General features: G+C 43.9%; 16 protein-coding genes and 1 tRNA gene. 3 read left to right on the forward strand and 14 right to left on the reverse strand.

The features are described 5' to 3' along the window. Positions 1-2 precede the first annotated feature (2 nt). The 5 genes from AAA942_RS07170 to AAA942_RS07190 are packed head-to-tail and all read right to left on the reverse strand — an operon-like array spanning position 3 to position 6,997. Positions 3-683 (reverse strand): c-type cytochrome, encoded by a 681-nt coding sequence (locus AAA942_RS07170; RefSeq protein ID WP_338219565.1) that lies wholly within the window; start codon positions 681-683, stop codon positions 3-5. A 13-nt stretch (positions 684-696) separates the two neighbouring features. Further along, the gene (locus AAA942_RS07175; protein WP_338219566.1) at positions 697-1,227 is read right to left on the reverse strand and encodes a DUF3341 domain-containing protein; all 531 of its coding nucleotides are present in this window, start codon (positions 1,225-1,227) and stop codon (positions 697-699) included. Positions 1,228-1,229: 2 nt separating this feature from the next. After that, positions 1,230-2,594 (reverse strand): NrfD/PsrC family molybdoenzyme membrane anchor subunit, encoded by a 1,365-nt coding sequence (nrfD, locus tag AAA942_RS07180; protein WP_338219567.1) that lies wholly within the window; start codon positions 2,592-2,594, stop codon positions 1,230-1,232. Between the two features lie 17 nt (positions 2,595-2,611). Beyond that, positions 2,612-5,695, reverse strand: a complete 3,084-nt coding sequence (locus AAA942_RS07185) for a TAT-variant-translocated molybdopterin oxidoreductase (protein ID WP_338219568.1) — start codon at positions 5,693-5,695, stop codon at positions 2,612-2,614. A 42-nt stretch (positions 5,696-5,737) separates the two neighbouring features. Further along, on the reverse strand, positions 5,738-6,997 hold the full coding sequence (locus AAA942_RS07190; RefSeq protein ID WP_338219569.1) for a c-type cytochrome: 1,260 nt from the start codon (positions 6,995-6,997) through the stop codon (positions 5,738-5,740). A gap of 366 nt (positions 6,998-7,363) precedes the next feature. Between AAA942_RS07190 and AAA942_RS07195 the strand changes: the two genes are divergently transcribed. Further along, positions 7,364-7,434, forward strand: a tRNA-Cys gene (locus AAA942_RS07195). A gap of 81 nt (positions 7,435-7,515) precedes the next feature. On the opposite strand, the gene AAA942_RS07200 is transcribed toward AAA942_RS07195, so the two are convergent. Both AAA942_RS07200 and rpsA read right to left on the reverse strand, forming a co-directional pair. After that, entirely contained in the window at positions 7,516-8,118 is a 603-nt protein-coding gene (locus tag AAA942_RS07200; protein ID WP_338219570.1) for a hypothetical protein, read from the reverse strand. Between the two features lie 112 nt (positions 8,119-8,230). Further along, positions 8,231-10,000 (reverse strand): 30S ribosomal protein S1, encoded by a 1,770-nt coding sequence (rpsA, locus tag AAA942_RS07205; protein ID WP_338219571.1) that lies wholly within the window; start codon positions 9,998-10,000, stop codon positions 8,231-8,233. Positions 10,001-10,313: 313 nt separating this feature from the next. Here rpsA and AAA942_RS07210 point away from each other — a divergent pair, with 313 nt between their 5' ends. Further along, positions 10,314-11,042 carry a lysophospholipid acyltransferase family protein gene (locus AAA942_RS07210; RefSeq protein WP_338219572.1) on the forward strand — a complete coding sequence of 243 codons (729 nt, stop codon included), beginning with the start codon at positions 10,314-10,316 and terminating at the stop codon, positions 11,040-11,042. Here AAA942_RS07210 and AAA942_RS07215 read toward each other — a convergent pair. The 4 genes from AAA942_RS07215 to AAA942_RS07230 form a co-directional block, all read right to left on the reverse strand. Further along, entirely contained in the window at positions 11,020-11,676 is a 657-nt protein-coding gene (locus tag AAA942_RS07215; protein ID WP_338219573.1) for a hypothetical protein, read from the reverse strand. The genes AAA942_RS07210 and AAA942_RS07215 overlap by 23 nt on opposite strands. A 166-nt stretch (positions 11,677-11,842) precedes the next feature. Beyond that, entirely contained in the window at positions 11,843-13,210 is a 1,368-nt protein-coding gene (locus AAA942_RS07220; RefSeq protein WP_338219574.1) for a pyridoxal-phosphate dependent enzyme, read from the reverse strand. 115 nt (positions 13,211-13,325) lie between these two features. Next, the gene (locus AAA942_RS07225; protein WP_338219575.1) at positions 13,326-14,954 is read right to left on the reverse strand and encodes a putative ABC exporter domain-containing protein; all 1,629 of its coding nucleotides are present in this window, start codon (positions 14,952-14,954) and stop codon (positions 13,326-13,328) included. After that, positions 14,947-15,666, reverse strand: coding sequence for an ABC transporter ATP-binding protein (locus AAA942_RS07230; protein ID WP_338219576.1), 720 nt, complete (start codon positions 15,664-15,666; stop codon positions 14,947-14,949). Before AAA942_RS07230 ends, AAA942_RS07225 begins: the two co-directional genes overlap by 8 nt. 178 nt (positions 15,667-15,844) lie before the next feature. Between AAA942_RS07230 and AAA942_RS07235 the strand changes: the two genes are divergently transcribed. Continuing rightward, the gene (locus AAA942_RS07235; protein WP_338219577.1) at positions 15,845-16,447 is read left to right on the forward strand and encodes a hypothetical protein; all 603 of its coding nucleotides are present in this window, start codon (positions 15,845-15,847) and stop codon (positions 16,445-16,447) included. Between the two features lie 143 nt (positions 16,448-16,590). Here AAA942_RS07235 and AAA942_RS07240 read toward each other — a convergent pair whose 3' ends face one another. From AAA942_RS07240 to AAA942_RS07250, 3 genes are read right to left on the reverse strand one after another with little or no spacing between them, the layout of a single operon-like run. Next, positions 16,591-17,517 (reverse strand): aspartate carbamoyltransferase catalytic subunit, encoded by a 927-nt coding sequence (locus AAA942_RS07240; RefSeq protein ID WP_338219578.1) that lies wholly within the window; start codon positions 17,515-17,517, stop codon positions 16,591-16,593. A gap of 2 nt (positions 17,518-17,519) precedes the next feature. Beyond that, positions 17,520-18,068: a bifunctional pyr operon transcriptional regulator/uracil phosphoribosyltransferase PyrR gene (gene pyrR / locus AAA942_RS07245; protein ID WP_338219579.1), complete on the reverse strand. Its 549-nt coding sequence runs from the start codon at positions 18,066-18,068 to the stop codon at positions 17,520-17,522. Between the two features lie 34 nt (positions 18,069-18,102). Continuing rightward, positions 18,103-19,719 carry a transcriptional regulator gene (locus tag AAA942_RS07250; protein ID WP_338219580.1) on the reverse strand — a complete coding sequence of 539 codons (1,617 nt, stop codon included), beginning with the start codon at positions 19,717-19,719 and terminating at the stop codon, positions 18,103-18,105. Positions 19,720-19,769: the final 50 nt, after the last annotated feature.

Consider the following 19,769-nt stretch of genomic DNA (forward strand, 5'->3'; position numbering starts at 1 on the left):
GATTAGTTAGCTGGGGTTACTTGTGCTTCCTCAGTAGTGGCTGCAGCTTCTGCTACAGGCTGACCTTGGATAACTTGTTTAACATAGTGAACAATTTTCCATCTGCTTTCTACGGGAATTTGAGAACCGTGAGCTCCCATTCTTCCCTTACCTTTGGTGATGACATGGAAAATATGACCTTCAGGAAGTCCTACATAGGCTCCACCTTTTAAATTGGCAACACCGCCGATAACTTCACCGGCTTTTCCATCCCCTTCACCACCTTTGCCATGACAGGCATTGCAGTACTGAAGATACAGCGCTTCACCTTGAGCCAATACTTGTTCTGAAGAAGGCACCGGATTTTTAACCAATGCAGCCTGCTCCAACTCAAATGTTTTTAAACGGTAAGGCAAATAACCTTGCTTGTTTCTAGGCACCGTATTTTCAACAGGTTCTCTCATATTCATTCCATGAGGATTATTGATGTTGGAGTTGTAAAACTCCCCTTTTCCATCCTCACGAGTGGAAAGCCAAGTTCCTTGAGATTCATCCTGAATCTGTGTCAAAGGCTCATAGGCTACGGAATGATACATCTGAGGAGAATACTCCAATCCCGGGCTTTCCCCACCTGCTTTACAGGCAGAAAACAGAGCTGCTACCAGAACCGAACCCGTCAGCGTTAATGCGTTTGCAATTTTCATATATCCGGAATTCTTATTCGAAACTTTTTTCATTTACTTCAGAAGCACCCGAAGACTTCAAGATCTCCTTAATCTTTGCCAGGTCCATTGAACCGTTATTGGCAATATCTACAGCCATGATGTGCTTGTCATCAGTGCTTCTTTCATCGAAGATTCTAGGCTGAGCCCAAGGCTTCAAATTTGAGCTAACCATGAATACACCAACCATTCCAAAGGCTGCAAGCAATACGGTCATTTCAAATGTAACTGGAATGAAATCAGGGAAAGCGGCATAATCTTTACCCCCGATAATCATCGGCCAGTCAAATTTCATCATATAAAACTGCATGGTCAAAGCCAAACTGGTTCCTAACATTCCAAACAAGAACGCAGCGATCGGAAGTCGGCTTCTTTTGTAGCCCAATACATGTTCCAAACCGTGAACAGGATAGGGAGAATATACTTCATGAATTTTAACCCCGCTACCTCTGACTTTCTCTACTGCATGGAGCAATACGTCCTCATCGTCGTAAACTCCCAAAACAAAGTGTGTATCTCTTTCCATGATTATTTTTCAACTTTTTCAGATGAAGACTTCAAGACAGATTTTACTTCGGCCATATTGATTACCGGGAAAAACTTCGCAAAAAGGAAGAAAAGGGTAAAGAACAAACCGAAAGTGAATAAGTAAACTCCCACATCAGCCCAAGTAGGATAGAACATCGCCCATGAAGAAGGCAAGAAATCTCTATGCAATGAGGTAACGATAATTACAAATCGTTCAAACCACATTCCGATGTTTACCACAAGAGATAGTAGGAAAGTAGCTACAATAGATGTTCTGATTTTCTTGAACCAGAATAGCTGAGGAGAAATCACATTACAAGTCATCATGGACCAGTATGCCCACCAGTATGGACCAGTAGCACGGTTGATGAAGGCATATTGCTCAGCCTCAACACCGGAATACCAAGCAATGAAAAACTCGGTGATATAAGCGATACCTACGATCGAGCCGGTGATGATAATTACAATATTCATCAACTCGATGTGTCCAATGGTGATGTAGTCTTCCAGTTTGAAAACTTTTCTGGTGATGATCATCAGCGTCAACACCATCGCAAAACCAGAGAAGATCGCCCCTGCCACAAAGTAAGGAGGGAAGATCGTGGTATGCCATCCGGGGATTACAGAGGTGGCAAAGTCAAAAGATACAATGGTGTGAACCGAAAGTACCAATGGTGTTGCCAAACCAGCAAGAATCAAGGAAACTGACTCATATCTCATCCAAGTTTTTGCGGCTCCGTCCCATCCAAAAGATAGGGCACCGTAGATGGTTTTTCTTAAACCTGTAGCTCTGTCACGGATAGTTGCAAAATCAGGAATCAAACCAATGTACCAGAAAACCAGAGAAACAGAGAAATAAGTTGAGATCGCAAATACGTCCCAAAGAAGCGGGGAATTAAAGTTTACCCAGAGTGAGCCAAAAGTATTTGGCAACGGAAGCGCCCAATATGCACCCAACCATGGACGACCCATGTGGATGATCGGAAACTGAGCAGCACAAATAACGGCAAAGATGGTCATCGCTTCGGCAGCTCTGTTAATGGATGTTCTCCACTTCTGTCTAAACAACAACAATACCGCAGAAATAAGGGTACCAGCGTGACCGATACCGACCCACCACACGAAGTTGGTGATGTCCCAAGCCCAACCTACTGTTTTGTTTAGACCCCACATACCGATCCCTTCCCAGAGAGTAGCTACAAGGGCAATTGCTCCAAGTGCCAATACTCCAGCTGCTGTTAAAAAAGCCAGGAACCAAAGCAAGGAAGGCTTTCCTTCTACCTGACGTGAAATATCATGTGTCACGTCATGGTAGGTTTTACCTCCAGTAACTAACGGTTGGCGTACGGATGAAGTAACCTGCATAGTTTAATTAATTATGATTACGCTTCGTTTTTCTCTTTATTTCTGATTTTGGTAAAGTACCAAACGTTAGGGCTAACGTTGATCTCTTCCAACACATGGTACGCTCGCTCTTCTCCAACTTCTTTCAAAGCAGAGGTTGAATTCTCCTCGATTTTTAGAAGCTGGGAAACTCGGCTGTTTGGATCATTCATATCTCCGAATACCAAAGCATCAGTAGGACAAGCCACAGCACAAGCCACATTGATCTCTCCATCCTGTACTTTCCTCTTCTCACGCTTGGCAGTAAGCTTACCAGCTTGGATTCTCTGCACACACATGGAGCATTTTTCCATCACGCCACGCACCCGAACAGTAACGTCAGGGTTAAGGACCATTTTACCCAAATCATCATTCTGAGCAATGTTCACCCCAGCGAAGTCTTTGTTGTCATGGTATTTGAACCAGTTGAATCGACGTACCTTATATGGACAGTTGTTTGCACAATATCGGGTACCGATACATCTGTTGTAAGTCATTTGGTTAAGACCCTCAGAAGAGTGAGTCGTAGCAGCCACAGGACATACTGTCTCGCAAGGAGCGTTGTTACACTGCTGACACATCATCGGCTGGAAGGTTACCTCCGGATTCTCGGCAGCCACTTCCATCCCTCTCAAATCATCAGCTGGAGCGTCTGAAGAGTAGTACCGATCAATCCTGATCCAAGCCATCTCTCTTCTATTAAGCACCTCTTGCTTTCCGACTACAGCCACGTTGTTTTCAACTTGGCAAGCGACAGTACAAGCACCGCAACCGATACAAGAGTTCATGTCGATAGCCAATCCCCAGTGGTGCTGGCTATACTGATGTCCTTTCCAAAGAGAAATCTTCGAAGGCTTGACAAATTCACCGTCTTTATAGATTTCCGGCTTATATCTTCCTGCTGACGCATCCTGCTTGTAATCAGCCAATGTAGCCTCCTGAATGACGTTTTCACGTCCCATGAAAGTCTGATGCGTCTGTGTTCTAGCAATTTTATAAGAATCACCTGTGACAGCTACCTCTACTCCAGTGGTGATATCAAAGTTGACAAAACCTTTAGAAGCATCAAGCAAATCGTAAGCGTTCACCCCTACTCCGTCAGCCACTCTACCGGCTTTGGTTCTTCCGTAGCCCAAGGCCAATCCGAAAGTACCATTAGCCTGACCTGGCTGGATCAAAATAGGAACGATCAAAGTCTTTCCGTTTACAGTGATTTGTGCCTTTTTGGTGTTTTCCTCTACCATGGTTACTCCGTTTTCAGAAGCCCATGCCTGAGATACAGTCAAATAGTTGTCCCAGGTAGCTTTGGTGATCGGATCAGGCATTTCCTGAAGCCAAGGGTTGTTGGCAAAAGCACCATTTCCAATACCCACTTTAGAGTAAACAACCAATTCAGCACCTGCATTGTCTGCTTTATAAGCTTTAGCAACCTCAGCAGCAGCAGCTGCAACGTCACCAGTAACGGAAACAGCAGGAGCTGTTCTGTTCAAAGCAAGTACACCATTATATAGTGAAGTATCCCAGAATTCTTGGAAATCACCGCCTGTCTCCACTTGGGTGAAAACAGAAGATTCCCAGTTGGTTCTTAGGAAATCATAATAATTGCTGTTTGAACCGGCCCAAGTCAGGAATGAATCCTGAGCCTGACGGGTATTGAAAAGTGGAGAAATAGTTGGCTGTGCCAAAGAAAAATGACCCAGCTTAGGTTCATAATCATTCCAAGACTCCAGGAAGTGATGATCTGGAGCTACAATCTGAACCAAAGAAGAAGTCTCATCTAGAGTTCCGTTTGTAGCGATGCTGACCTTTGCTTTAGAAATACCCTCAGCGATTTCAGCACCTCTTGCGTGGTCGTAAACTGGGTTACAGTTGTAGAATACAACTCCTCCGACTCTGCCAGCTTTCAATTCTGTAACAAATTGATTCATTTTGGCATCATCTCCTTTTCTGAAATGAGCAGGAGTTGAGAAATCCACGGTGGCACCTGTATTTCCAAGAAGTTCATTGATCGCATGGATCACTACCTGAACATTTGGATCATTAGACCCTGACACTACCAAAGAAGCTCCTTTTGAAGCCAAAAGATCATTGGCAGCTTTGTCCAAGTGAGCAATTTGTACTTTTGGAGCAGAAACTGCAGGTGCTCCTGTTTTTGAAGCAATTGCATTGTATAAAGCCAAAACAGCTAATCCAGATTGAGAAGCCTTGATCGGCGTACGGTAATCTGCATTGGCACCGGTCAAAGAAAGATTGGATTCAAACTGATAATGTCTGGACATTTCAGGCTTTTCCTTGGTGATCTTTCTTGTTTTTGCGTAAGCTGAAGCAAATTCGATCGGAGAAATCCAAGTACCTAGAAAATCAGCACCAAAGGATACGATGGTTTCTGCTTTGTCAAAATGATAGGAAGGAAGAACTGCAGAACCATAATAGGTTTCGGAGGCCTTTGTGATTCCATAGTTGGAAATGGGGTCATACATGATGACTTCCGCCCCGCCAAAGCTATCAGAGAATAAGCGAAGCGCTTCCAATGTAGAAGGTGATAGGATGGTGTTGGCTACGATCTTCACAGTCCCCGCCGAAGCCAGTTTGGATCTAACCTCTCCGTCCACTGTAGCCCAGTCAGACTTCTGTCCTCCAAGCATTGGATCAGTAATTCGCTGCTTATCATAAAGAGAAAGCACAGAACCTTCCACGATTGCGTTTACTTTTCCTTTATTTATAGGAGAAAGCTCGTTTCCATCGATTTTGATCGGACGCCCTTCTCGTGTCTTCACCACTACAGCGGCATAATCACCACCGGAAGCAAAGGTTGAAGCATAGTAGTTAGGAATAGATGGATTGATATCCACCGGCTTATTGACATAAGGAATAGCCTTTCTTACTGGCGCCTCGCAAGCCGCCAAAGAAGCAGCTGCCAAGCTGAATCCCATCATTTTCAGAAAATCTCTTCGGGAGGCACTTCCTTCCTCGGACAAACTGGATGGTAATTCAGGAAATTCCCTGTCTGCGTTCTTCACAAACTCCGGATCGTTGCTGAGTTGCTCGAGCCCTTTCCAGTAGGTTTTTTTATTTTCCTTCATTTTTATTTCTAGGAATGAATTAGCTAAAAGGATAAGGAATAATTAATAGTGGCACTTCGCACACTCCAAACCTCCGATGTCTTTTACTTTCAAAGCATCTTTGGAGTCTGAGTGAAGTTGAACCAGCTTTTCGTAGTAGACATTGCCTTCGGTTGCAATCTCAGTCTGTCTATGGCAATCAATACACCAACCCATAGTCAATGAGCTGTGCTGAGCTACCACTTCCATTTCCTGAATAGGACCATGGCAAGTTTGACACTCGATACCGCCTACAGCTACGTGCTGAGAGTGGTTGAAGTAGGCCAAGTCGGGAAGGTTGTGAACTCTCACCCATTCAATTGGCTGATTATTATCCACTGCATTGTATATCTTTTGGATTTCAGGGGAAATCCCCTCTTTTCCTCCTACATTCTGGATGTGCATGTGACAGTTCATACAAATGTTGGCAGAAGGAATATTCGCAGACTTACCGATTTCCACCCCTGTATGGCAATACTGACAGGCGATCTCATATTGTCCTGCATGAAGAGCGTGGGAGAAGGCGATCGGCTGCGCCGGAGCATAACCTTGCTGAACACCCACACTATAAAGTCCGTCAATGGCAGTTTTGGCAACCAAGGCCACAACCAAGGCGGTAACTATGATAATGAAGGCATCTGATTTAAACACTTTTCCAAAATCAGCTTTTTGAGAAATAAACTCTTTATCATCCTCTTCTAAGCCTTGCTTATTCAAATATTTGGTCAAAACCGAGATGATTAAGCCCAACACAACCAAAATCAACAACAAGACCAGGACTAGTACTCCAAGGATCAAAGTCAAATATTCACTCGGGATTCCTCCTCCGGCACCTCCCGCAGCAGCACCATCTGTGGCAGCAGCAGCGGCAGCAGGATCTACTTTGTCACCATACTCAATGTAGGACAACAAATTGTTCAGGTCATCCTCAGACAAAAATTCATGAGATGGCATCACAGTATTGTTGTACTCTTTGTACAGATTACTGTAATAGGAATTTCCTGATGCAATGACTGCCTGGGAATTTTTGATAAAGCTCTTTACCACTTCAATGGGTTGGCGTTCGGAAGAACCTCTAAGAGCTGGTCCAGTGTATTTCTGATCCAGCTTGTGGCATTGCTTACAGTTGGCATTAAATACAGTCTTACCTGCTGAAATTGCCTCTTCGCTGTCTACTACCGATGGATCGGCTGCGTAGGACGAAGCTCCGATCAGTAAGAAAAACAGCACTGCCAGCATTTGGAAACTTAATCGAATCCCTACTAACGAGCGGTTGGATAACATATAATAGCTAATTAAATAGTTTTTAACGGTCTCAATAACCCCTGCAAAGGTAGTATCGGACGCTAATTTTTCAAATATGAAATCCAGATGCCAAAAAGTAGCCTCATTTCATTTAGAATGGCTTTATTTTACTGATTTACAGCTTATTGCAACTTTATTTCAAGGGTAATAATAATTTAGAATCAATATAAATAATAGGATTTTTGCTTCAAAAACGTACAGGGCTGAAAATCAACCGAATTGCATAAAATCAACTTTGGGTATCAATAAAAAATCTTCGTCTTTCAACTTTAATCCCAAGAAAATAAAAAGTCAGCTCTTTGCCACTGAAAAGATAATCTTTACATTTGCATTCCTAAAACAAAGGGTCGCGTGGCCGAGTGGCTAGGCAGAGGTCTGCAAAACCTTGTACAGCGGTTCGAATCCGCTCGCGACCTCAACAAAAAAGCATCTTGATATCCAGGATGCTTTTCTTTTTTGGAGGCAGTTTTATTGAGAAGATGTGATTTTTTAAAAAATCAGAAAGTATACCCAAGCCCAACCTGCAATCCCAATTCCTGAAAGATGAATTCTCTAATTCCCGGATTTTCAAAGGGAGCTACTCCATGCCTCTTGTAATTGGATTGAAGACTGAAAAACCAATTTGCCACAGGAATCCTAGCTCCTAAACCTAAGAGGTAACCCAAACCACTTTGGTCAGAAAAGTTGTTTCCCTCAGACAGCTGAAAATCCAATAAAGGCCCAACGGCCAGATAGAAAACCTTCCCTAAAATAAACTCACCGTACACCGGAACAGAAAGCATGCTAAAATCCGGATTGTGAGCCACCAAAAAGCCAGGACCTGTCGTAATGCAATTTGGACAATTGAAACTAAAATCGACAGTTCCATAAGTATAGCTTAGACCAGTACTGAGCCTGAATTTTGATCCCAAATCTTTGGAGAGAATCAACCCAAAACTACTGACCTGATCCATACTGGGAGAGCTAACCCCAACCAATTCAGTTTTTCGGGAAAGCCCCGATCCGGATTTCCCATAATAGCCCTGTACAGAAAGTCCAGACTGTGCATTTGCACCAAAGAAAATGATCGAAAAGAGAAAGAAAAAGGCTGTTTTTTTCATGAGTCCACTAGGTGTCTTTTATCTTTTACGATCCGAAAACCCGTTTCGCTACAACCAAAAAAAACGCCGACTCTTCAGCCGGCGTTTTGTATTTAACTCAGGGGATCAAGAATTACTTCTTGCCCTCCATTTTCTCTTTCAATTCTGCCAAAGCATCCAGGTCACCCAAAGTAGACTTTTCTGCTGGTGCAGGCATATCTACAGATTCGTTACCTTTTTTCTTTGGAGCAGCAGCCTTCTTAGCAGCCTTTGCTTCTTCTCTGAAAGTAGCGGTATGAGAAAGTACAATTCTCTTGTCATCCTTGGAGAATTCGGTCACTCGGAAGTCCAAAGCTTCACCAACTTCTACCTGAGAACCGTCTTCTTTTTCCAGATTTTTCACTGTTGCAAATCCTTCCAATCCGTAAGGTAGTTCAAGAACCGCACCTTTGTCATTTTTGGAAACTACAGTACACTTGTGTACAGAACCTACCGGAAATACAGTCTCGAAGGTATCCCAAGGATTCTCTTCCAACTGCTTGTGACCTAGAGCCAATCTTCTGTTTTCAACGTCAAGTTCTAGAACTGCTACATCCAACTCGTCACCTACTTTAACAAACTCAGATGGGTGCTTGATTTTCTTAGTCCAAGAGAGATCAGATACGTGAACCAAACCGTCGATTCCTTCTTCCAATTCAAGGAAGAGACCGAAGTTGGTCAGGTTTCTTACTACACCTTTGTGCTTGGTACCTACCGCATATTTGGTAGACATGTCACCCTTAGTCCAAGGATCTTCAGTCAATTGCTTGATGCCAAGAGACATCTTTCTTTCGTCTTTGTCCAAGGTCAAAACAACCGCTTCGATTTCGTCACCTACTTTCACGAAGTCAGCCGGGTTTCTCAAGTGCTGAGACCAGCTCATTTCGGATACGTGGATCAAACCTTCTACTCCAGGAGCCAATTCCAAGAATGCTCCGTAATCAGCCACATTCACGATTTTACCCTGTACTCTGGAACCGATCTCCAAGTTGGCAGCCAAGGAATCCCAAGGATGAGCAGTCAACTGCTTCATGCCCAAAGAAATTCTCTTCTTGTCGTCATCGAAGTCCAATACAACGATCTGAACTTTCTGATCCAACTGCAATACTTCTTCCGGATGGTTGATACGACCCCAAGAGATGTCGGTAATGTGAAGCAATCCGTCCACGCCACCCAAATCGATGAATACACCGAAGTTGGTCATGTTCTTGATCACCCCTTCCAATACCTGACCTTTTTCCAGGTTGTTGAGGATTTCTGCTTTTTGCTTCTCGAGATCCTTCTCGATGAGGACTTTGTGAGAAACGACTACGTTATCATTGGCGTGGTTGATCTTCACCACTTTCACTTCCATCTTCTTACCTACATAGATATCGAAATCTCTGATAGGCTTCACGTCGATCTGAGAACCTGGCAAGAAGGCTTCTACACCGTAGATATCTACGATCAAACCACCCTTGGTTCTTCTCTTCACCAGACCTTCGATCACGCTGTCGTGCTCAAGAGCGCTCTCGATGTCCTGCCAAGCTTTGACGATTTTTGCTTTTTTACGGGAAAGGATCAACTGACCCAAGGCGTTTTCCTGCTCTTCGATGAATACTTCCACTTCATCGCCTGGCTTGATGCCGGCTACATCACGGAATTCGGAAAGAGGCACCAATCCATCGGACTTGAAGCCGATATTGATGATCACATCCTTGTCGTTTACTCCTACTACCACCCCTTTGATCACCTCTTTTTCGGTGATTTCATTGAGGGTTCCTTCGTACATCGCGGCCATTTGCTCGCGTTGCTCTTTGGAATAGCCTTCTCCGAAGCCTTTGGTCTCGAAGTTTTCCCAGTTAAATTCTTTTGAACTAGACATATTAAATTGACTCTGATTGGCCTCAGCCGTCGAGTCATCCGGCTGAAGTTTTTTGGTTAGGAATCAACGCTTTGCACACACAAAACGAGCCGTTCACCCGAACGGACTGCAAAGGTACTGATTTTCTTTTATTTCAAGTCAGTGAAGCATAAAAATGAATGTAGGTCTTTGGAGAAGTATTCTCCATCCGTTGTAAATTTTCCTCATTCCCTCTAAACTTGAACCACCAAACAAAAAAAGTCCCGCAAAAGCGGGACCTGCAAGCAAAGAGTTAAAGGATAATTTACGAACCCAAAAATAACGATATTTCCGGATGATCAAGTTCTTTCAGTGGATTTATACCCTGTATTCTGCCTTGGTATTTATCCTCCTCATGCTGCTGTTCGGATTATTCATTGTCCTGCCGATTCTTGTACACTCGAGGGGAGACCGGATTTCTTTTGTTTTTATTCGACTTTGGGCCGGGATTTGGGCATTTTTGTCAGGGATTCGGTTTGAAGTAGAAGGCAAAAAGCGGATAGACAGAAGCAAGCCATACATCTATATTTTCAATCACCGTTCTTTTATCGATGCTCCTGTTATCCCCATGGCCATCCCTCAGGAATTGAGAGCTTTGGGCAAAAAAGAACTGTCCAAAATTCCCTTTTTTGGTTGGGTGGTAGGCAAATTGGCCATTTGGGTAGATCGAAGCTCGGTAGAATCCAGACGGGCAAGCTTGGAAAAGTTGATCAGCATATTGGAAAATGGAATCTCAGTGGTCGTAGCCCCGGAAGGAACCCGAAATGACTCCGGAGAAACTCTGCTACCTTTCCAAAAAGGCGCGTTCCGATTGGCCATTGACACCCAAATCCCCATCCTTCCCATGGCGGTGATCGGAGCAGACCGAATCATGAAGCGGGGATCGATTTTACTCCGACCGGGAAAAGTCAGGATCTACTTTTCTGACCCTATTTTTCCTCCCCAACCTTCAGAAACAGCCGTGAATGAGTTTACCGAAAAGTGTCGAAATCGGCTGGAAGCTATGCATCTGACTCATGAGTAGGCCCTGAATCAGCCAAAGCCTCTGCGGTCAGCTTCTCAAAAACTGCATATACCGCAAAATAGCTTACCGGCAAGGTGATCAAAACTCCAACCACAAAAAACAGCAGCCCCAGGATATTGATCCCAATCAAAACGAGGATAAACCCGAAAAACTTCCACCAATTTCTGGTAATCAGCTTTCGGCTAAGCTCCAGAGAATTCCAAAAATCCATGCCTGAAAACAGGGCGAAAGGAATCCCAAAGGTAAATGCCACGCCCAAATAAATCCCGGGTAGAATCAAGGCAATTATTCCCAAAAAGGTCAAGATACCGGAAACCAGAGAAGTCACTATAAGAATTCCCCAATAGGAAAAGCCATTGAAATAGTCGGGCAATTGAACCTCCAAACCTCTACTCAGCTGATTGGCCACCAAAAAGAACCCTCCCGTCAAAGGCGGGGAGATCAGGATGCTGATGAAAAGGCTATAATCTTGAAGGAAAACGGAGGAACCCGCCGAAATCCCCAAAATGAGCAAGGAATACAAAAAAGTAAGCGCGGGCTGGATTTTGAAAAGTTCCCAACCCTTGCTCAATGCCTCCTGAATACTGAATTCAGGATACTGCTGAAATAATTTTTGGATCTGAGCTTGAGTCATCATTTTTAAAACTCTTTCTATAAACTGATGGAAATTTCAGAGTTCCGATATCCGGAATATCAGATTCTTGATTTTAGACTTTGGTGCTTTTGACAATCAGTCCAATGAAGAATGTGCTTCTCAGGAAAATTTAAAAATCCTTCAATCTTGGAATTTTCCAGTCCGATCATTTCGTGAAGGCTTCCAGAATATCGTGCTTAGTAATGATGTGGATGTTGTCCAAAGTATCCCTCACCAATACCGCCTTTTCTTTTTCGACCATGGAGGATAGCACATCCAAGGTCGAATCCAAAGCCACAAATTTCATTGAACCCTCCATCACATCGGCTACTTGGCCATCTTTCAGACTTGGATTATCAATGATTTTGGAGAGCAACTTATTATCAGTAAGGCATCCTACCACCTCGTCATTTTCCATGACTGGGATCTGAGAAACACTTTTCCCATTCATCAGAGCAATAGCCTCTTTGACTGAGTCTGACTTTTTCACTGCAAGTAAGGAATAGCTTCTATTGCGCTGGGCGATGATATCCCGGGCAGTAGCGTAGGTTTTGTCCTCCAGAAAACCATGATTTCGCATCCATTCGTCATTGTACACTTTGCCCAAATAGCGGGTACCGTGATCCGGCAAAATGATCACCATCCGATCACCTTCTTTAAGGTTTTCTTTGGCCCACTCTAAGGCTCCGTGCACCGCCGACCCACAGGACCAGCCCACAAAGAGTCCCTCTTCCCGAGCAAGACGACGAGTCATTACCGCAGCGTCTTTGTCAGTTACTTTTACAAAGTGGTCAATCAAGCTGAAATCCACATTTTTTGGCAAAATATCCTCTCCGATCCCTTCGGTCAAGTAAGGGTAAATCTCCTTTTCATCGAAGATGCCCGTTTCCTTATATTTTTTGAAAACAGAACCATAGGTATCAATTCCCACGGTCACAATGTTTGGATTCTGCTCTTTGAGGTATTTGGCTGTACCGCACATGGAGCCTCCTGTACCTACGCCTGCTGCATAGTGGGTGATTGTTCCTTCGGTATCCTTCCAAATCTCAGGCCCGGTAGTCTCATAATGAGCAGCGGCATTGGATAGATTGTCGTACTGATTGGGGTAAAAAGAATTGGGGATGTCCCGGTTAAGCTTTCTGGCTACAGAATAATAGGAACGGGGATCGTCAGGAGTCACATTGGTAGGACAAACCACCACTTCTGCGCCGACTGCCTTAAGGATGTCGATTTTCTCTTTGGACTGCTTATCCGCCATAGTGAAAATACACTTATAGCCTTTGGCCACAGCTGCCAAGGCCAAACCCATCCCTGTATTTCCAGAGGTTCCTTCGATGATCGTACCCCCCGGCTTCAGGATTCCTGCCTTTTCTGCATCCTCCAACATCTTGATTGCCATTCTATCCTTCATGGAGTTGCCCGGATTGAAGTATTCTACCTTCACCAGGACTTCTCCTTTGATGTCTTTTGCAAGCTTGTTTAGACGGATCATCGGGGTATTTCCGATGGTTTCGATGATGGAGTTGTAAATCATAGTCAGTTACATTTGGATGATCAAAATTACAGGAATTTTCCAGCCTTAGGAAAAAAGACGGGATTCTGACCAAATAATATTTTGTTAAGTCGAAGTGGATTTCAGCTAATCGACTTTACAGTTCCTTAAACTCCAATCGCTTGAGAATGTCCATGGTCACATGGACCAAAATCGCAGCGATAAAGGAAAATCCGATAACCAAGGTCAACAAGCCATAGACAAACTGATCAGTAACTGCAAAGATGATAATGGCAAGGATCCCGGACGGCGCCAAGCCAAAGAGCAAGATCCCTCCAATCATCAAAGGCTTAATCAGAAATCGATCCCAACTTTCTTCCAAGCCCACCTGAGGAATGAGGTTGATTCCCAATCCGATCAGATAAGAAAAGATCATCCCTAAAGGAAAAATCAGAATCAATCCCAAACTGATTTTAGCCAGAAATACTGAGGGTATAATGAGTAAAAGAGAAAAGATCACGGTCTGCAGAAGATCGAGCTTGATCATATTCCAGAATTTGGACGACCAGCTTGCAGGAATCAGGATAAACCAAGGCTTTTTCAGATCGCCGATATTTGCCCGGCCAATGCCTGCCAGGAAATAAAAGAGAATCATGAAAAAGAGGTAGAAATAAAAGACCTTGTGGGAAAACCAGTCGAATCGGGACAATCCTGCAAAAAGAATCCCCAAGGCGGCCATTCCGAGTGTGTTCACCCCGATCAAAGGATGAAAATCCTGTCGGCTGCTATGCACATAATTTCTCCAATAAAAGGCTTTGGCCCCAATTCCGAATTCAGGTAATGCCAGCTGCTTTTTTGAATTGAGGCTGTAAGTATCCTCGGTCACCTCCTTTTTTCCCCGAGCCTTTTCAAGCTTATCCTCATTGCTTTTGGTTGCCTCGAGCACATCCTCATAGTAATACCCCGAATGGCGGATTACCAGTTTCACCACCGTGAAGTAGGTCAGTCCATATAAGGCCACAAATCCGGATGCCAAAATCCAATTTTGATGCTGCAGGTAGCCAAAGATGCCTTTGCTCCATCCTACCAGAGGAAAGAAATCAAACCAAGGCGAAGCTATCCAGGCAAACATCCCTTGCCAGAACTTTTCCGCCTGTAATCCGGGTATCAAGATCATCGCTGCCAGCAAGACACCTACACCTACGATTCCACCCTGGATATAATCCATTATGCCGTATTTGGTGTGAAGTGTGTAAACCAAAAATCGGATCGGGAAGATCATGAAAAAGAAGAGGGCGAAGCCAAGTAAAAGAAAAACCACATTGTCCCAGCTGAAATTAAACAACCCGGCCATTTGACTTCCTCCATAGGCCAAGAATATCAGAGATCCGCCTAAAGAAGGAAGAATCGATCTGCCCATGTAGTACAATAGAAGATTTTCAGGTTTGACAGGAGCTGTAAAAAGGAGATTTACATCGGCCATTTTGAAAAAACTTACATTCTTTTTGGTAGCCCGATACAACTGAAAAAGCAAAAATGCCAAAGCCAATAGGGTAAGCCCGCCAATCATGTTTTGAAGACCATAGTCCACCTCTCCCAAGGCATCTAAATTCTCTCCGGATAGAGACTCTTCAGCTCGGTCTTTCATCCGCTGGGAATAGATAAAAAAGAAATACCCTACCATGACTGCATAGGGAATCAGTCTCAAGGGGTTTTTCAGGATCAGCAACAGGTTATTTTTTACTATCCAAAAATCCTTGCGGAGCAAAAGTCTAACTTCATTCATCCTTGGTCAATTCTAGAAACAGATCCTCCAAACTCAAGCCTTCTCCACCCTCAGCAGCTTGATAGCGAAGATTTTCGATAGTATCGTTACCGATGATTTGTCCGTTTTTCATGATCATCACCCGATCTGCAATACTTTCTACACTGTCGATCAAATGAGTGGATACCAAAATTGTCTTTCCCGCTTCTTTCAGATTTCTAAAGACCTGCTTGGTGTTTTTGATTGCTTTGGGATCCAAGCCGATCATCGGTTCGTCAAAAAACAACAATTGGGGATCGGGCAGAAGGGCACAGCAGATCGACACTTTTTGCCGCATGCCTTTAGAGAGATCCCTACCCAGTTTTTTCTGCTTATCGTCCAGTTCGTATAGCTCCAAAAGCTTCTGGGCACGAGACTTCCAATCTTTTACTCCGTACGCCTGAGCCACAAACTGCATGTGTTCATAGACCGTCAGAAGATCATAGACGTAGGGAGTTTCGGGTATGTAGCTGAAAAAGCGCTTGGCCTCCACGCTCAGATGATCATGTCCACCAATGGTGATTTCCCCGGAGGTTTTGCGAAGCAAGCCCACAATACATTTCATTGTGGTACTTTTTCCAGCCCCGTTGGGACCTAAAAGCCCTACAACTTCTCCCCCATCCAAGTTGAAGGAAATATCGTCAACAGCATTTTGCTTGCCGTACTTTTTAATCAGATTGGTAACTGTCAGCATTGGAGCTTAATTTTTCGAAAAATGAATAGATCCCGGCTTTTTCCCAAACCGGTCCCTGACCAATGACCAGATTTCATTACCAATGAGGAAAAATGCGGACTTTTGATTCAACTCCACTATTTTTAGAAATGTTGTGGACACCACTCATTCTTTTATTCAATGACAAACCTTATCTAAAATGAAAAAACTGATTATCGCCATTTTTATGTTGGCATGCGTGCAGGAAGTTGCTGCCCAGAGAGCCGGAGGATTCCGGTTTCAGATGGATTTGGGTGCTGCTATCCCAAAGGACGGGGGTATTGGAGCCTTAGTGAATCTGGAACCCCAGATTTTGGTCAAAAGCAATTTGGGTTTTGGGATTAGATTCGGAATAGCCGGCCTTGCAAAGGAAGTAGTCTATTTCAATGACCCTGAAGCTTATGAAGGAGAAGTAGGAGGCAATGCATCCATTGTGGGCACGCTCAATTACTATTTTAACAAAGGAAACTCCCGGGTTGCACCTTACATCGGAGCAGGTTTTGGATACTACGGATTCAGCAACTTAGAAGTGGATTCGAATGATGTCCCAGAAGAAGTAGGGGACTTGGAAGCAGAATTTGCTTGGGCACCGATGCTCAGGGCAGGTGTGGAATTGGGAAAATTCCGTTTGGGAGCAGAATATAATTTTGTACCGAGCAGTGATTTACAAAACATTAGCGGAGTCGCTATAGGCACTGCAGTCAACGAGTATTTTGGCTTTACCCTAGGGTTCTTTGTCGGAGGCGGAAAGTGGGGGAAATAATTTAGAAATTGAGATTTTGGATATCTTCCTTTGACCATCGATTAGGTTAAACACAAAAAAAGGATGAGGTCGGGGCCTCATCCTTTTTTTTATCTCATTTATTTATTTCTAGATCTTGATACCTGATACTTGATACAAAAAAATCAAGCTTTGGCCCCAGCCAAAAGGTAAAGCACAGCCATCCTTACTGCCACTCCGTTTTCTACCTGTTCCAAGATGATGGATTGGGCTGAATCAGCCGCATCCGAGCTCAATTCCACCCCTCGATTGATCGGTCCCGGGTGCATCAGGACGATTTCTTTATTCAGTGAATTGAGCATCTTTTTATTGATCCCATAGTAGAGGGAATACTCTCTGAGGCTAGGGAAATACTTAATCTGCTGACGCTCCAATTGAATTCTGAGCACATTGGCTACATCACACCATTCCAAGGCTTTTCGTACATCCAATTCTACTTTTACCCCCAAACTGGATATGTATTTTGGAAGCAATGTAATCGGTCCGCAGACCATCACTTCCGCACCCAGCTTTTTAAGGCAAAAGATATTGGAAAGGGCTACTCTGGAGTGAAGGATATCCCCGATGATGGCAATCTTTTTTCCTGCCAAGTCTCCTATTTTTTCCCTCATAGAAAAAGCATCCAACAGGGCTTGAGTAGGATGCTCATGGGTGCCATCTCCAGCGTTGACGATATTTGCTTTGACATTTCTGGAGAGGAAATGAGGCGCTCCGGGGCTGGCATGGCGCATCACGACCATATCCACTTTCATGGAAAGTATATTGTTTACTGTGTCCACCAAAGTCTCTCCTTTTTTCACCGAGGAGTTGGAAGAAGAAAAGTTGACCACATCTGCGCTGAGCCGCTTCTCTGCCAGCTCGAAGGAGAGCCGAGTACGAGTGGAGTTTTCGAAAAAGATATTGGCGATGGTGATGTCGCGAAGTGAAGGGACTTTTTTGATCGGTCTATTGATGACCTCTTTGAAATTAGCTGCTGTTTCCAGAATCAGCTGAATGTCTGATTCGGTGATATCTTTGATTCCAAGCAGATTTCGGGTGCTGATTTGCGACATAGTTAGGGGTTGACTTTCTCTGTGATCCAAACGGCGTCCTGTTCCGGTCCTTGTCCTGCCCACTCGACGACCACATATTGGCTGTCCAGTGTGTTGACATTGACTCCACAATAGTCAGGGAGAATGGGATAGTCCCGGGTATATTTTCGGTCCACAAGGACCATCAACTCTACTTTTTGGGGTCGGCCAAAAGCAATCATGGCATCCATGGCAGCTCTTACACTTCGGGCTTTGTACAGCACATCGTCGATAAGGATGACTTTTTTACCTTCTACCAAAAAATCTATTTTCGTCTCATTGGCTTTGAGGGGAAAATCTCTTCTGCGGAAATCATCCCGATGAAAAGTAGCATCCAGATACCCTGATGGCACACGGATTCCTGAAATCTCCTGAAGCTGAGCGACTACCTTATCCATCAGCAAAGTACCTCTGGGCTGGAGCCCCAAAATCACCGTGTTTTCGAAATCGTCGTGATTTTCGATAAGTTGGAAACAGAATCGCTTGAGGATGATGGCAATCTGCTGCTGATCGAGTACGAGGCGCTTTTGCATGGGTAGGATTTGGGCGTAAATATAGAAAATAAAACTAGTCCCCTTCCTCCTCAGGCTGATACAAATCACCGTCAATGACGAATTTGCTCAAAAAGAAAACCTCTTTGACTTCCTCCAATCCTTCCTCATTTTGGTACCGGATAGACTGCATACCAGAGAGCAAAAAATACTGGTCATACCAATGGACTAGACGTAAAGTTTCCAGATCCGTTCTTCGTATTCTTTGATTTTCATCAGGCAGTTCAATCTCAAAAAACATCCGCTCAAACTTCTTCTCCCCATTCCGGAAAAAACTGGCAATGATTTGATCATTTTCAGCATATACATGATATAAATCCTCTCCTACATAGGCAATCTCTCCAAAAGGACCGGGATAGAATGTGGCAAAGTCTCCATAAGTAGCGGAATTGTCCCATATGACACGCCCATCTTTAGACACTTTGATAAAATGAGAGGACACATATTGATATTCGGTCTGAATGTATACGGGAGTTAGCCCACCAACTGAACTCGGATTAGTCAAATTAGGAGGCGTGTAGGCCATTCGATTTTCCTGATTGTAGCGAAATTCGCTGAAAGGTCCTGTAGTACTGGTTCTTGAACCACCCCGCGAGGTCACAATATTTACCTGATCAAAGTACACCAAAAAAGCATCTTCTGTCTCCTTCACTTCCCGGATAGTGTAGGTATTTCTGATCGGAGGTATCTTTCCTCTTTCCAGATCTTTGAGTACCTGTTGATCCTTTTTTTCCTTTTGTTTTTCCTTCAGGTAATTGAAAAAGTTAGGGAAATCCTCCAGCCCGTAGAGCTTGAAATTGTACTCCCCAAACTCATTGATCTCCATGATAAACATACCCTGATAATTGCCTCTGGCGTTTAGTCCATAGGACCCGATCATCACCTGCTGGTAATTCTGATCTGCCAAAAGCAATCCTCCGAGAATTTCCTGTCCCGGATCACCGAATTGATCTACTTTCACCTCCCGGTAGAGATTCCCCAAAAGATCAAAGGTCAACACCAGCAACTCACGATTTCGGAATTGCCCTTTTCTATTGACGACCACCTCAATGGATTCCAGTTCGGGCATTTTCCTTACCTGTAGCACTTGGGTGTTGTTTCCATAGATTCCCTGCACAGTGTGGAGACTTTTATCGACCAAATCCAAAATCTGCAGTACCGGACGATTTTCGGAAGTCCCCAGAAAAACTGCTTTTTTATCCTGAACCAAAAACTCCACCAAGTCAGAAGGCAGCAAGTTGTCGGCTGAGAATTCAAGACCTTGATTGGTCTTTAAATCCACTTCCAATACATATTTGGTGGAATTGCTGGTGGAACCCTTGGCAAACAGCACATACAAACGATCTCCGTCTGTATCGTATCCGATCATGTCAAAATTGGTCCTTACAGCCAATTCGACCAATCCCTTGGAATTTAGATCCTTGTCTGACAAGAAAAATTGAAAGACCCTTTCACCGGAAAAGTTTTTGGTGACCATGGTCCGAAAGGATACCAAGCCCAAATCTGTCCTCATGGTCTCAAAAGTTGGGTCAAATGCCTCACCTTTGATCTCAAACCGGGACAAAAACTTAATCTGCCCGATGGCTTGAACTTGAATCAGTAGTAAAAAAAGAAGGAACCAGTATTTCTTCATTGTCATAGAAAGCGTTTCTCTAAACTAGTTGCAAAAGGATTTGGGAAAAT

The organism is Algoriphagus sp. oki45 (assembly GCF_036245605.1).
Lineage (GTDB): Bacteria > Bacteroidota > Bacteroidia > Cytophagales > Cyclobacteriaceae > Algoriphagus.

What these genes read in the sequence shown, in the direction of transcription:
- AAA942_RS07170 (WP_338219565.1), bottom strand. Translation starts at nt 683, where the DNA reads ATGAAAATTGCAAACGCATTAACGCTGACGGGTTCGGTTCTGGTAGCA.
- AAA942_RS07175 (WP_338219566.1), bottom strand. Translation starts at nt 1,227, where the DNA reads ATGGAAAGAGATACACACTTTGTTTTGGGAGTTTACGACGATGAGGAC.
- nrfD (WP_338219567.1), bottom strand. Translation starts at nt 2,594, where the DNA reads ATGCAGGTTACTTCATCCGTACGCCAACCGTTAGTTACTGGAGGTAAA.
- AAA942_RS07185 (WP_338219568.1), bottom strand. Translation starts at nt 5,695, where the DNA reads ATGAAGGAAAATAAAAAAACCTACTGGAAAGGGCTCGAGCAACTCAGC.
- AAA942_RS07190 (WP_338219569.1), bottom strand. Translation starts at nt 6,997, where the DNA reads ATGTTATCCAACCGCTCGTTAGTAGGGATTCGATTAAGTTTCCAAATG.
- AAA942_RS07200 (WP_338219570.1), bottom strand. Translation starts at nt 8,118, where the DNA reads ATGAAAAAAACAGCCTTTTTCTTTCTCTTTTCGATCATTTTCTTTGGT.
- rpsA (WP_338219571.1), bottom strand. Translation starts at nt 10,000, where the DNA reads ATGTCTAGTTCAAAAGAATTTAACTGGGAAAACTTCGAGACCAAAGGC.
- AAA942_RS07210 (WP_338219572.1), top strand. Translation starts at nt 10,314, where the DNA reads ATGATCAAGTTCTTTCAGTGGATTTATACCCTGTATTCTGCCTTGGTA.
- AAA942_RS07215 (WP_338219573.1), bottom strand. Translation starts at nt 11,676, where the DNA reads ATGACTCAAGCTCAGATCCAAAAATTATTTCAGCAGTATCCTGAATTC.
- AAA942_RS07220 (WP_338219574.1), bottom strand. Translation starts at nt 13,210, where the DNA reads ATGATTTACAACTCCATCATCGAAACCATCGGAAATACCCCGATGATC.
- AAA942_RS07225 (WP_338219575.1), bottom strand. Translation starts at nt 14,954, where the DNA reads ATGAATGAAGTTAGACTTTTGCTCCGCAAGGATTTTTGGATAGTAAAA.
- AAA942_RS07230 (WP_338219576.1), bottom strand. Translation starts at nt 15,666, where the DNA reads ATGCTGACAGTTACCAATCTGATTAAAAAGTACGGCAAGCAAAATGCT.
- AAA942_RS07235 (WP_338219577.1), top strand. Translation starts at nt 15,845, where the DNA reads ATGAAAAAACTGATTATCGCCATTTTTATGTTGGCATGCGTGCAGGAA.
- AAA942_RS07240 (WP_338219578.1), bottom strand. Translation starts at nt 17,517, where the DNA reads ATGTCGCAAATCAGCACCCGAAATCTGCTTGGAATCAAAGATATCACC.
- pyrR (WP_338219579.1), bottom strand. Translation starts at nt 18,068, where the DNA reads ATGCAAAAGCGCCTCGTACTCGATCAGCAGCAGATTGCCATCATCCTC.
- AAA942_RS07250 (WP_338219580.1), bottom strand. Translation starts at nt 19,719, where the DNA reads ATGAAGAAATACTGGTTCCTTCTTTTTTTACTACTGATTCAAGTTCAA.